Genomic DNA, 12476 nt, shown 5'->3' on the forward strand with positions numbered 1-12476 from the left:
TCGTTAACCCTATCGTGTCGACAGAGGACTCGCGCCGCCCGACTCCCGAACCGGACGGGACAACGCGTACTCCACATCGCCCTGTTCCGCCCCCGGCAGATATTCCGGCCACGCCAGGAAGAAGGTGCGGACGTGCTTCAGACCGGCCTTCTCCAGTACCCGCCGGGAACCGTGGTTGACCGTCATGGTGGTCGCCACGACGCGTTCCGCACCGAGCTCGGCGAATGCCATCCGGACCAGTGCCCGCGCCCCTTCGGTCGCCAATCCCCTTCCCCACGCCGCGGGCAGCAGCCGGTACCCGATTTCCGTTCCGCCGGTGAGCCCCGCGCTCGCGGCCGGGCGCAGGGAGAACCAGCCGACGAATCCGGCACCGCGTTCCTCCGCGGCAAAACAGCCGTGCCCTGGCGGCAACGTGCGGTATTCGGACAGCAGGGCGGGCAGGGTCGCGGTCTCGACCACTCGCCGCGGCTCGGGCCTGCCGTCACCGAGAAAACGCATCACGCGCGGATCTCCGTGCAACGCGGCGAGTGAATCGGCATCGGCCACGGTGAACGGGCGCAAGCGCAGCCGTGCCGTTTCGGCCACCCCGGACATGGCCGAGATTGGACCAGCCCGCCTGCGTCTGCGCAAGTGGTTTGTCCGCAAATGCCGCGAAGAACGGCGCCTCGATCGGCGCGATGCCGACGGGCGGAAATGCCGAAGGCCACCGGATACCGAACCCGGTGGCCTTCGGAGAGTGATTAATTGCTGACCCGGTGTTGCACGGGCCGGGATTTCCCGCTCAGTGCTGCCCGGCGGACGCGACCGCACCCGATTTCGGATCGAGCCGCAGCTTGCCCGCCTGCGGCCGCACGAAGCCGAACATGTTCCACAGTCCGCCGGCCCGAGCATCGAACGAGGAATCGCCGATCCGCCCGGCGAACCAGTTGTCCTCGATGAACTTCAGCACCGAGGTCTGGTCGGTCCTGGTGTGGTCGACGTAGTTCACCTTGCTGTAGGGCGAGACGACCAGCAGCGGCAGCCGCGGGCCGTAACCGCAGCGGTCGGCGTAGCCATCGTGGCCGACCGGCTTGCCGGTGCAGATCTCCTGGTCTTGGGAGGCGTCCCGCGAGCCGTTGACGATCGCCGGGCTCGCGTGGTCGTACCAGCCGTCGGAGTCGTCGTAGGCGAGCACGACCGCGGTGGAGCTCCACTCCGGGGACTGCTGGATCTTGTTGATCTGTCCGGCCACGAACTGCTGCTCGTCCAGCGGATCGGAGTAGCCCGCGTGCCCGTCCTGGTACTCCGGTGCCTTGAGGAAACTCACCGCGGGCATCGAACCGGCCTGCAGCGAATCGTCGAAATCGCTGACGTCGTACTGGTGGTTGGCCCGGTCGGTCTGGCCGATCGCCTGCACCGAGGACGGCGGCAGGTGGTGCGGGTTCGCGGTCGACTGGTAGTACTGGAACGGCTCGTGGTGCGGGCTGTAGTCCACCGAGGACTGTTCGCCCACGTTGGCGTGCTGCTGCCCGCACACCGCGTAGTCGCCGTCGGTGCCGGTCGGGCGGAACCCGCCCTGGAACCAGCCCCACGTGACGTGCCGCTGGTTGAGCAGGTCACCGACGTTGCGGCCGTGCATCGCGCCGAGGTTGTCCGAGGCGGTGTGGTTGTTGTCCGAGCAGTCGTCCCACGCCGGGTCCGGGTCGTTGATGACCGTGCCGACCCCCTCGGCGTCCGGCGACTGGGTCACCGAGGGGTCCGAAACCGGCTCGTGCGAGACCGGGTCGACCGCCTGCATACCGTGCGTCTGTCCGGAGATCAGGTTGATTGCACCGGGGGTGGACGGGCCGAACACGGTGTTGAACGAGTTGTCGCTCAGCGCGTAGTGCTGCGCGTAGTTCCACATGCCGGTGACGGTGTTGCCGTCGTAGTAGTCCATCACCAGACCGGGTTCACCGAACAGCACCGGCTGCCCGGTGCACTTGTCGGTCTCGGTCTTCTCCACGAACTTGTCCATTGCGCCGCCGTTGAACGCGGCCTGTTCCGCACCGTAGCTGTGGTTCTGGTCGCAGGTCAGCGCCTGGTCGGGGCCGAGCCGCTTCGGGTTGTAGGCGTTGGGGTTGTCGGTCAGCAGCTGCCGGTCGAGGCCGTTGACCTTCGGGGTGTTCTTCGCGGGCTGGAACGGGGTGCCGTTCTCGTTGGTCGCGTCCGGGTAGGTGCCGAAGTAGTGGTCGAACGAGATGTTCTCGCCGAAGATCACCACCACGTGCTTGATCGGGGTCAGGGTGGGCAGCCACGACGCGGGCCGCGGACGCAGCTGCTGCGCGTCCGCCGAGGTGGCCGCGGAGCCCGTGGCGATGGCGAGCACCGCAGCCGAGGCGAGCGCGCCGGCCCCGAGCAGCCGGCGCGTCCGGCGCCCTCGCCTGCCGATTCCTGTGTCCACTGGGGAATCCTCCTGGTTTCGTTACCTCGTGGTGGGAACTGCCGGGCCGCCCTCAGTGCAGGAGCGCCCGTCCGAAGTGGTCACCGGGGCCGGTGACCCCTGGCAACGCGAAGAAATAGCCCCCGCCGAACGGGGAGATGTAGTCGACCAGCGGTTCGTCCGCGAGCCGCCGCTGGGTCGCCTCGAACTGGCGCTCGAGATCCTGCTGGTAGCAGGTGAAGACCAGGCCCATGTCCAGGTTGCCGTTGGCGTCCACGCCGCGGTCGTAGTTGACCGAACGGCGCAGGATCCGGCTGTGGTCGGTTTCCGGGGTGCGCGGGTTGGCCTTGCGGATGTGGCTGGTGAGCGGGATGACCGTGCCGATCGGATCCTCGGCGTAACGCGGAGTGTCCGATTCGGACTCCCCGTCGAGCGGGGCGCCGGTGTCGCGGCGCCTGCCGAACATGTTCTCCTGCTCGGTGAGCGACACCCGGTCCCAGAACTCGACCAGCATCCGGATCAGCCGCACCACCTGGTAGCTGCCGCCCGCGGTCCACGCGGGCTCGCCCGCCTGCCCGGAAACCCACACCAGCCGGTCCAGCTCGTCGTCCGCGGGGTTGGCGATGCCGTCCTTGAACCCCATCAGGTTGCGCGGGGTACCGGACGGACGCGACGGTGCGGCGAAGCCGTTGATCTTCCACCGCAACTGCATGCCGCCACGGGTCGCGCGGGCGATGTCGCGCAGTGCGTGCAGCACGGTGTCGGTGGCGCCTGCGGAAAGCGTGAGCGACAGATCTCCGTGGCACTGCGTGGAATCCAGTGCGTCGTTGGGGAACATGGTCATCGGCTTGAGCTTCTTCGGTTTGCGGTCGGCAAGGTCGTACCGGTCGTCGAACAGCGACGAGCCGACACCGACCACCACGCCGAGATCGCTGTGCGGCACCACCGGCCCGAGCACCCCGGAATCCGCAGGCGGCGCGGTGATACCGAGCGCGGGCGGTGCACCCCCGACGGTGAGAAACCGGGCGCGGTCGGTGATTTCCCGGAGCAATTCGGTCAGCTCGGCCCGATCCTGCGCGACCACGTCGAACGAGGCCACCACCGACTGCGCGGGCGGCTGACGCAGGATCGCCGCCTGCCGTGAACCGTGAAACGGCACCGAAGCGGTCTCTTCGGCGGCCGCACCACCACTCGCAGCCACCCCCATCCCGGCAGCCGCGGTCAGCCCGGCACCGACCACACTGCGGCGCAGAAAACTCCGACGGGAGGACTCGGTGCTCACGCCGCCTCCGCGGGAAAAAACACATCGGCGGTATCCATCGCCGCCTCCGCGGGAAAAAACACGTCGGCGGGGCTCACGAGATCCTCCTCGGTTCGGCGATGGCCGCGATCGGGGCCAGTTGTTCGGTCAGTTCGCTGACGTCGCCGTTGATCTTCTGCCGCTCCGGCGGGCTCAGCCCGCTCACCGGCGGCCATGAACCGTCCGGGCGGCGGGCGGCATCCAGGGTGGTTTCGGTGCGCTTCATCCAACTGTCCACAGTCGACAGCCGGGGATAGCGCGGGGCCAGTACCGGACGCAGCACGTCGAGCACGGCCTGGACGCCGTCGAGGTTGGCTCGTGCGGTCGCGAGGTTGGTGCCGCTGCCGTAGTCGGTGGCGGCGGTGAGTTCGAATTGCAGGGAATTCTCCACGATCTCGTGTGCGCGCAGGCCGAGGTCGTTCGGATCGACCTGACTGTCCGGAAAGGACTCCCGAAGGCTTCGCACGTCGCTGTCCAGCTGGTCGGCGACCGGACCCAGCGCGGCGAAGTCCTCGTTGTGCCACAAGCCGTGCTCGAGCCGGTGGAATCCGGTGAAGCCGGGGTCGGCAGTGCCGCCGGGCAGACCGTCGGTGGTGCCGTTGATCGCGCCGTCCGAGTCGCCGAACGCGTCGTAGGCCGCACCGAGGCGTTCGTAGGTCAGGTGCGCGGTGAGCCACGCCGACTCACTCGCCGCGCGGTCGCCGCCGTGCACCGCGTTCTTCAGCGCTCCCACGTCGGAAACCAGCTGGTCGAGGCCCTTGGTCACGTGCGCCTGGTAGGCCTTGAGCGGCTGCAGCAAGTCGGCCTGGGTCACCGGCGCGACGCCTGGGCCCCGGTCCGCACCACCACTCACGGTGACCGTGGGGCCGACGATGGCCGACGAGTCCTCGGGCAGACAGCGGAACGCGTAGCTGCCGTTGCCGAGAGTGACCTGCAGCGGCCGGGTGGTGCCGGTGCCGAGTCCCTCGACCTCGCCGTAGATCACGCCGGTCGCCGGATCGACCAGGTCGACCTCCGCGGTGACCGAACCGGTGTTGTGCAGGTGGAAGGTCTGCTGTCCGGCATGCGGCTCGGTCCAGCCCTGCCCGCAGGCCGACCGCGAAATCCGGATTTCGGGATCCGCCGCGGACGCCCCGTCCGGCCAGACCGCGAAACCGATCACCACCGCCGCGCCGAGCACCACGACCCCACCGGCCCCCGCCACCCAGCGGGTACGCACAGACCCGGGCACGTACACACTCCTGCCACTCGTTCGGACTACCGAGCGGAAATTATGCGTGCGGAAAGTGCCGAAAAGCGGACCGAGACCAGCTCCCCTCCGGGAATTCACCAGGACTTCAACCAGGAACGGAAGAAATCGGATATACCCACCAAAGCACCGGCCGGTGCCGGACCCGATTCGCCGCCGGTCGCCCGGTACACCGGCAACACCGTGCCGGGGCCGCCGCCCGGACGCGGATGCCGGCGGCGGTGCCCGGAAACGCACTCCCCGGGCAGCCGCCGACGCCCAGGCGTCGCCGAAAGTGATACAAGAGTGCGGTGGTGGCAGATCAGCAACCGGAGCGACCGCGCCCCCGGACCGGGCAGGCTTGGCAAACGGGCTCCCGCCCCCGGCCAAACACCGGCCGGGCGCGTCCGACCGAACACCGGCCAAGCGAGCCCGCGGAGCACAAGCCCGGCACGTCAGCCAACCACCAACCACACGAAACCACCCAGCACAAGCCCGGCACGTCAACCAACCACCAACCACACGGAACCGCCGCGCGCCGGTCCGGTAGGTGGTGGGGGTGGTGAGCGAACCGGTTGCGCTGATCACCGGGGTCGGGAGGCGGGTGGGGATCGGTGCGGCGATCGCGGAGCGGCTGCGCGCGGACGGCTGGACCGTCGTCACCACGCGCTGGTCCGATTACGATCGGCGGATGCCTTGGGGCGCTGATGAAACCACCTTCGGCATGGAAGCCGACCTGGCGGATCCGGGGACTCCGGCGCGATTGTTCGATCAGGTCAGCGCCGAGTACGGCGTGGTGCGGGCGCTGGTGCTCGCGCACTGCGAGTCAGTGGATTCCGGGGTGCTCGACACCACCGTGGAGAGCTTCGACCGGCACTTCGCGGTCAACGCGCGGGCGAGCTGGCTGCTGATCCGCGAGTTCGCCCGCCGCTACCCCGGACCGCCCGGCGTGGGCCGGATCGTCGCCCTGACCAGCGACGACGTGGTGCACAACCTGCCGTACGGGGCGAGCAAAGGCGCACTGGACCGGATCGTCCTCGCCGCGGCGAGGGAACTGGGACACCTCGGCATCACCGCGAACGCGGTCAATCCCGGCCCGGTCGACACCGGCTGGATGGACGAGCCGTTGCGGGCCGAACTCCAGGCCAGGACCCCGCTCGGCCGCCTCGGACTGCCCCGCGACTGCGCCGGTCTGGTCTCGTTCCTGTGCGGCCCGGACGGTGGCTGGCTGACCGGGCAGCTGCTGCTCAGCAACGGAGGATTCACCTGAGCCCCACGTACTCCGCCTGCCTGGGCGCCTCCTACCGAACAACGGACGATCCTCGTACGCCATGGGCAGTCCGGCTAACCGGCCACCTCCACCGGAGCCGGACCGGTCGACCACTCCCGTGCCAGCCGTCGCGCGCAGAGGTGCAGTAGCGTGCGGGCCTGCGCCATGCACCGGGACTCGTCCGGGTCCACATCGGACAGTGCGTGTACCGCGTGGAATCCGGCGGTCCGGCAGGCGGCCGGGGTGAGCAGGCACCGTCCGGCCAGCGCGACGACCGGGGTGTTCCCGGCCGCACGGACAACGCCGATCGGCGCCTTTCCGTGCAGCGACTGGGCGTCCAGCGAACCTTCGCCGGTGACCACCAGACGCGCTTCTCCGGCGGCGGCCGGGAAGTCCAGGAGTTCCAGCACCACGTCGATCCCCGGCCGGATCCGGGCGCCCAGCGCGGCCACCACGGCGAATCCGACCCCGCCCGCCGCGCCTGACCCCGGTGTCGTCGCGTGGCGCGGTCCCAGTAGTTCCGCCCACCGGTGAAGGCCCCGTTCCAGGAGCGCGATGTCGTCCGTCGTCGCGCCCTTCTGGGGACCGTAGACCGCAGCCGTGCCATTCGGTCCCAGCAACGGGTTGTCCACATCAGACGCCAGGACCAGATTCATCGGAGGCAGCCCGGAAAGGTCCACAGTGGATACCAGGGTCAAGCTGCCGCCGCCTGGGGGAACAAGATTCCCGGAGGAGTCCAACAGCCTGGCGCCCAACGCGGTCAGCATGCCCGCGCCGCCATCGGTGCACGCGCTGCCGCCGACCCCCAGTACCACGCTGGTCGCACCGGCGGCAAGTGCAGCGGCGATCAGTTCCCCGGTCCCGTGGCTCGACGCCGTGCACGGTGCGGGCAGTCCGCCGGGCAGCCGGGACAGGCCCGAGGCCTCTGCCAGCTCCACCACGGCAACCTGGCCGCGCAGCGCAAAGTACGCGGTACCCCGCCGTCCGGTCGGGCCGGATACCCGCACCGGGACGCGCCGGAAGCCGGCGGCGACGGCGGCGGCCACTGTGCCCTCACCGCCGTCGGCCACCGGCAGCCGGCGCACCGGCTCCGAGGGCACCACCGCGGCGAACGCCGACGCCACCACGTCCGCCACCTCCGCGGCGGTGAGCGAGCCCTTGAACTTGTCCGGCGCCACCAGCACGGTCACGCCGGTGCACCGGCCCGGAACGTCCGCCAGTCACCGATCTCGGTGATGTCGCGGAGCGGGACGTGCGAGGTCTGCGGACGGCGCAACAGCATCCCGAACGCGGAACTGCCGTCGGCCAGTTCGAGCACGCCCAGCTCCAGTTCCGGTGGTTCGGCGGGCAGCACCCGATCCCGCAGCACGTCCAGCGGCACGTCGTAGACCTCACCCGTGATTGCCGCACCGCCGTGTGCGACTGGGACCAGCGCCGGGCACTGGCCGCCCACCGAATAGAACCGGTACTTCGCCGCGGTGCTGGTTTCGGCGACCAGTGGCGCGCCGTCGAGCAGGTGGTGCAGCGGCTCACCACGCATCGCGCCGCCGTTGAGGAACATCAGCGTCATCTCCAGGTCCTTCCGCTAGAAGATCGCCTTGACCACGTTGATTCCGAAGTAGACGGTGAACACCAGTGCCAGCACGGTGAGGATCCAGCCCGCCTCACGCCACTTTCCGCGGCAGGTCTTCACCAGCACGTAGGCGATCAGGCCGGCACCCACCCCGTTGGTGATCGAGTAGGTGAACGGGATCAGCGCGACGGTGAGGAACACCGGGATCGTGTAATCGCTGTCGTGCCAAGGAATATTGCGGCACTGCGCGACCATCATCCCGCCGATCACCACCAGCGCCGGTGCCGCGGCCTGTGCCGGCACGATGCCCGCGATCGGCGTGAACACCAGGGTCGCCGCGAACAGCAGGCCGGTCACCACGCTCGCCAAGCCGCTCCGCGCACCCTCGCCGACGCCCGCGGCCGATTCCAGGAACACCGTGTTCGGCGACGATCCGGACACCCCGCCGGCAATCGCACCCGCGCCGTCGACCAGCAGGATACGGCCCATGCGCGGCACCCGGCCGTCCTTGGCCAGCCCGGCCTCCGCGGACACGCTGGTGATCGTGCCCATCGCGTCGAAGAATCCGGACAGCACCAAGGTGAACAGGAAGGTCGTCGCGGTGAGTGCGCCGGCCGAGGCGAAACCGCCGAACAAGTCGACGTGCCCGAGCAGCCCGAAGTCCGGTGCGGCGACCACAGTGGAGGGAAGCGTCGGAGTGGTCAGACCCCAGTTCCCGACACCGAATCCGTCGTGCAGCAGCACGGAAAGCGCAGTCGCCACGGCGATGCTGATCAGCACCGCACCGGGTACCTTGCGCGACATCAGCACGGTCATCAGCAGCAGTCCGAAGCAGAACACCGCGATCGGCCAGCCGTCGAGGTGGCCGTCGACGCCGAGCCGGACCGGCACGGTCGAATCCGCCGAGTCCGGTGTGCGGGTCACGAAGCCCGCACTGACCAGGCCGACGAGTGCGATGTAGAGGCCGATACCCACGGTGATCGCGGTTTTGAGCGGGCCGGGAATCGCGTTCATGATGCGCTCCCGCACACCGCTCACGGCCATCAGCACAATGCAGACGCCCTCCAGTACAACGAGCCCGAAGGCCTGTGCCCAGGTCATCGCGGGGGCCATCTGGAACGCAACGATGCCGTTGATGCCGAGCCCCGCGGCGAGCGCGAGCGGGGCGTTGCCGACGAGTCCCATGAGGACGGTCATCACTGCGGCCGCGAGCGCGGTGGCCGTGGTGACCTGCGCGGCACTGAGCTTCGCTCCGGTGATGTCGGCGGAAGCACCGAGGATGAGCGGGTTGAGCAACACGATGTAGGCCATCGCGACGAAGGTGGTCAGTCCGCCACGGACTTCGCGGCCGACGGTCGTACCGCGAGCCCGCAGATCGAACATCCGGTCCACAACGGACTTGCGATCCGGTCCGGGAGCCGGGGTCACCGCGTTGTCAACGCGTACCTGGGTCATGCGTCCTCCCCTTGCCGGTGGGTGTGCCGCGCTGAGGGCGCGACGGGACGTTGGGTTTTTCAGGTGCTCCGGTCAGCACCGGGGAATGCCCGGTGGGGTGTGGGCTTCAGTATTCGATCCGGTCGGTTCGGGAGAGCCAGGCGTCGAACGGCGCGAAGGGGTCCTTCAGCGACGTGTGCGAGACGGGTACTGCCCAGGTGTCGCGGGGTGTTTCGAACAGTTCGTAGAAGGCACGGTCGTCAAAGCCGGCCTTCGCGGCGTCGTGCCGGTCGGCCGCGTAGAGCACCCGATCCACCCGTGCCCACAGCGACGAGGCCAGGCACATCGGGCACGGCTCGCAGGACGACACCAGCACGCAGCCGGCCAGGGTGAACGTGCCGAGTGCCTGACAGGCCGCGCGGATCGCGACCACCTCGGCGTGCGCGGTCGGGTCGAGCGTCGGAGTGACACGGTTGACTCCGGTGGCGATGATCTCGCCGTCCTGCACGATCAGCGCACCGAACGGCCCGCCGCCGTCGGCGACGTTGCGGGTGGCGATCCGGATGCTCTCCAGCAGCCACGAACGTTCCAGGTCGGCGTGCAAGGAAAGGGTCATTTTCTTCAGCTCCCCAGGGTTGCGGTGAGGTGTTCGGGTCGGATCGGGACACGCGGCAACTCCAGCCCGGTGGCCGCGCGGATGGCGTTCGCGACGGCCGGGGTCGCGGAGATCGTCGGGGGTTCACCGACCCCGCGCACCCCGTACGGAGCATGCGGATCGGGGCGTTCCAGTACATCGATGCGCATCGGGGGCATGTCCAGCACGGTCGGGATCAGGTAGTCGGTGAACGACGGATTGCGCACTTTCCCGTCCACCACCTGGATTTCCTCCATCACCGCCAGGCCGAGGCCCTGCGCCGAACCACCCTGGATCTGACCGAGCACCGCCTGCGGGTTCATCGCCTTGCCCACGTCCTGCGCACAGTCCAGCTGCACCACCTTCACCAGCCCCAGCTCCACGTCCACATCGACCACCGCACGGTGCGCGGAAAAGCCGTACTGCACGTGGGCGTCGCCCTGGCCGGTCTCCGGATCCAGCGGGTGGGTCTCGCGGTGGTGGAACTCGCGGGTCTGCTCCAGGATCTCGTCGCCGAGAACGTCCACAAGCGACGCCACGACCTCACCGTCCGCGGCGACGACTTTGCCCGCGGACAGCGACATTCCCGCCGCCGAGTGGCCCAGCTTGCGTTCGGCCAGCGCGTACACCGCTTCCGCCACGGCACGGCAGGCGTTCCGGACCGCGCCACCGGTGATGTAGGTCTGGCGGGAAGCGGAGCTGGACCCGGCGTCGCCGATACTGGTGTCCGCCGGATGCACGGTCACCCGCGGCAGACCCAGCTCGGTACGTGCGATCTGCTGTTGCAGGGTCACGAGTCCTTGCCCCACCTCGGCTGCCGCAGTGTGCACCATCGCGACCGGCTCGCCGCCCACGACCTGCAGCCGGACCCTGGCGGTGGAATAGTCGTCGAGGCCTTCGGCGTAGGAGATGTTCTTGATCGTCACGCCGTACCCGATGCCACGGACAACGCCCTCGCCGTGGGTCACATTGGACGCACCGCCGGGCAGATCGCGGATGTCGGTCTCCGCGCCACGCTCGGGCGGCAGTGGCAGGTCCCGCACGCGCTGCACCAACTCGGCAACCGGTGCCGGGAAATCCACCACCTGTCCGGTGACGTTCGTGGATCCCTGACTCATCGCGTTGCGGATGCGCAGCTCGGCGGGATCGAGACCGAGCGCCGCGGCGAGTTTGTCCATCTGGGATTCGTAGGCGTAGGTCGGTTGCACCGCGCCGAGCCCGCGCATCGCACCGCAGGTGGGGTTGTTGGTGTACACCCCCCAGCCCTCGATTTTCGCGTTGGGCACGTTGTACGGGCCGACGCTCAACGTGGTCCCGTTACCGACCACCACCGGCGTCTTCGACGCATAGGCGCCGCCGTCGAAGTACAGCCTCGCGCGGACATAGACCAGGTCACCGTCCTTTGTGGCGCCGTGTTCGTAGTACATCCGTGCCGGATGCCGGTGCACGTGGCCGAAGAACGATTCTTCCCGGTTGTACACCATTTTGACCGGACGTCCGGTGCGCAGCGCCAGCAGGCACGAGTGGATCTGCATCGACAGGTCCTCACGGCCGCCGAACGCCCCGCCGACGCCGGACAGCGTGAGCCGCACCTTCTCCGGTGGCAGGCCGAGCGCACGGGCGGTCTGCTTCTGGTCCACGTGCAGCCATTGCGTGGCGAGGTACAGGTCCACGCCGCCGTCTTCGTCCGGCACCGCAAGTCCCGATTCGGGGCCGAGGAAAGCCTGGTCCTGCATACCGATCTCGTACACCCCGGACACCACCACGTCCGCGGTGGCGTCCGGATCACCGCGCAGGATGCGCTGGTGGCGCACCACATTGCCGTCCGGGTGCAGTTTCGGCAGGGTCTCGTCGTGCGCGGCTCGCTCCATTTCGGTCACCGGTTCGAGCACCTCGTACTCGACCACGATCTCCTTGAGCGCCTGCCGGGCGATCTCCGGATGGTCGGCCGCGAGAATCGCCACCGGCTCACCCTGGAACCGCACGCGGTCCACCGCCAGGGCCGGCGTGTCCTGGTACTTCAAGCCGTAACGGTTTTCCCCGGGAACGTCCGCATGGGTCAGTACGGCGTGCACGCCCGGCTGCGCGAGCGCACGGGACACGTCGAGCCGCCGGATGCGCGCATGCGGATGCGGGCTGCGCAGCGTGGCGCCCCACAGCATGTCCTCGTGCCACAGGTCCGAGGAGTAGGCGTATTCGCCGCGCACCTTGAGCGTGCCGTCCGGACGCAGCGGGCTGGTGCCGATGCCGCCGCTGACGGTGTCGCTGAACTCCTGCGGTGACCGAACCGGGGCGGGGCGGGTCATACCGGCTCCTTCCGTGCGGCGGCGAGCCGCACTGCTTCGAGGATCTTCTCGTATCCCGTGCACCGGCAGAGGTTTCCGGCCAGCGCCTCGCGGATCTCCGCGTCGCTCGGATCGTTCGTGCGGGCAACCAGGTCGTGGGCGGTCACCAACAGGCCGGGCGTGCAGAATCCACATTGGACGGCGCCGCATTCGACGAACGCCTCCTGTACCGGGTCGAGCCGGTCACCGTCGGCAAGACCTTCCACGGTACGTACCACACGACCCTCCGCCTGCCCCGCCGCAACCAGACACGAACACACCGGCACACCATCGAGATACACCGTGCACGAA

At 69.0% G+C, this 12476-nt stretch carries 11 protein-coding genes; 1 reads left to right on the forward strand and 10 read right to left on the reverse strand.

What is annotated here, in order from left to right; genetic code table 11:
- Positions 1-9 precede the first annotated feature (9 nt).
- From ABD793_RS41315 to ABD793_RS41330, 4 genes are all read right to left on the reverse strand, one after another.
- The gene (locus ABD793_RS41315) at positions 10-594 is read right to left on the reverse strand and encodes a GNAT family N-acetyltransferase (RefSeq protein ID WP_344869211.1); all 585 of its coding nucleotides are present in this window, start codon (positions 592-594) and stop codon (positions 10-12) included.
- Between the two features lie 187 nt (positions 595-781).
- Positions 782-2410, reverse strand: a complete 1629-nt coding sequence (locus ABD793_RS41320; protein WP_344869223.1) for a phospholipase C — start codon at positions 2408-2410, stop codon at positions 782-784.
- 64 nt (positions 2411-2474) lie between these two features.
- Entirely contained in the window at positions 2475-3683 is a 1209-nt protein-coding gene (locus ABD793_RS41325) for a Dyp-type peroxidase (RefSeq protein ID WP_344869212.1), read from the reverse strand.
- Between the two features lie 73 nt (positions 3684-3756).
- On the reverse strand, positions 3757-4932 hold the full coding sequence (locus ABD793_RS41330; RefSeq protein WP_344869213.1) for an EfeM/EfeO family lipoprotein: 1176 nt from the start codon (positions 4930-4932) through the stop codon (positions 3757-3759).
- Between the two features lie 559 nt (positions 4933-5491).
- Between ABD793_RS41330 and ABD793_RS41335 the strand changes: the two genes are divergently transcribed.
- Entirely contained in the window at positions 5492-6199 is a 708-nt protein-coding gene (locus ABD793_RS41335; protein ID WP_344869214.1) for an SDR family oxidoreductase, read from the forward strand.
- A gap of 74 nt (positions 6200-6273) precedes the next feature.
- On the opposite strand, the gene ABD793_RS41340 is transcribed toward ABD793_RS41335, so the two are convergent.
- The 6 genes from ABD793_RS41340 to ABD793_RS41365 all read right to left on the reverse strand — a co-directional run.
- Positions 6274-7389, reverse strand: a complete 1116-nt coding sequence (locus ABD793_RS41340; protein WP_344869216.1) for a glycerate kinase — start codon at positions 7387-7389, stop codon at positions 6274-6276.
- Positions 7386-7769 (reverse strand): allophanate hydrolase-related protein, encoded by a 384-nt coding sequence (locus ABD793_RS41345; RefSeq protein ID WP_344869217.1) that lies wholly within the window; start codon positions 7767-7769, stop codon positions 7386-7388. The genes ABD793_RS41340 and ABD793_RS41345 overlap by 4 nt, the downstream gene beginning before the upstream one ends.
- Positions 7770-7784: 15 nt before the next feature.
- Positions 7785-9227, reverse strand: a complete 1443-nt coding sequence (locus ABD793_RS41350; protein WP_344869218.1) for an NCS2 family permease — start codon at positions 9225-9227, stop codon at positions 7785-7787.
- A gap of 106 nt (positions 9228-9333) precedes the next feature.
- The gene (locus ABD793_RS41355; protein ID WP_344869219.1) at positions 9334-9822 is read right to left on the reverse strand and encodes a nucleoside deaminase; all 489 of its coding nucleotides are present in this window, start codon (positions 9820-9822) and stop codon (positions 9334-9336) included.
- A gap of 5 nt (positions 9823-9827) precedes the next feature.
- The gene (gene pucD / locus ABD793_RS41360) at positions 9828-12146 is read right to left on the reverse strand and encodes a xanthine dehydrogenase subunit D (RefSeq protein WP_344869220.1); all 2319 of its coding nucleotides are present in this window, start codon (positions 12144-12146) and stop codon (positions 9828-9830) included.
- On the reverse strand, positions 12143-12476 hold a 334-nt coding region (locus ABD793_RS41365; protein ID WP_344869221.1), incomplete at its 5' end, for a (2Fe-2S)-binding protein. The genes pucD and ABD793_RS41365, both read right to left, overlap by 4 nt.

This window comes from Amycolatopsis ultiminotia, from assembly GCF_039536925.1.
GTDB lineage: Bacteria > Actinomycetota > Actinomycetes > Mycobacteriales > Pseudonocardiaceae > Amycolatopsis > Amycolatopsis ultiminotia.

Excerpts from the sequence above, each read along its gene's own strand:
- pucD (WP_344869220.1), bottom strand. The coding sequence starts at position 12,146 with ATGACCCGCCCCGCCCCGGTTCGGTCACCGCAGGAGTTCAGCGACACC.
- ABD793_RS41350 (WP_344869218.1), bottom strand. The coding sequence starts at position 9,227 with ATGACCCAGGTACGCGTTGACAACGCGGTGACCCCGGCTCCCGGACCG.
- ABD793_RS41315 (WP_344869211.1), bottom strand. The coding sequence starts at position 594 with ATGTCCGGGGTGGCCGAAACGGCACGGCTGCGCTTGCGCCCGTTCACC.
- ABD793_RS41355 (WP_344869219.1), bottom strand. The coding sequence starts at position 9,822 with ATGACCCTTTCCTTGCACGCCGACCTGGAACGTTCGTGGCTGCTGGAG.
- ABD793_RS41345 (WP_344869217.1), bottom strand. The coding sequence starts at position 7,769 with ATGACGCTGATGTTCCTCAACGGCGGCGCGATGCGTGGTGAGCCGCTG.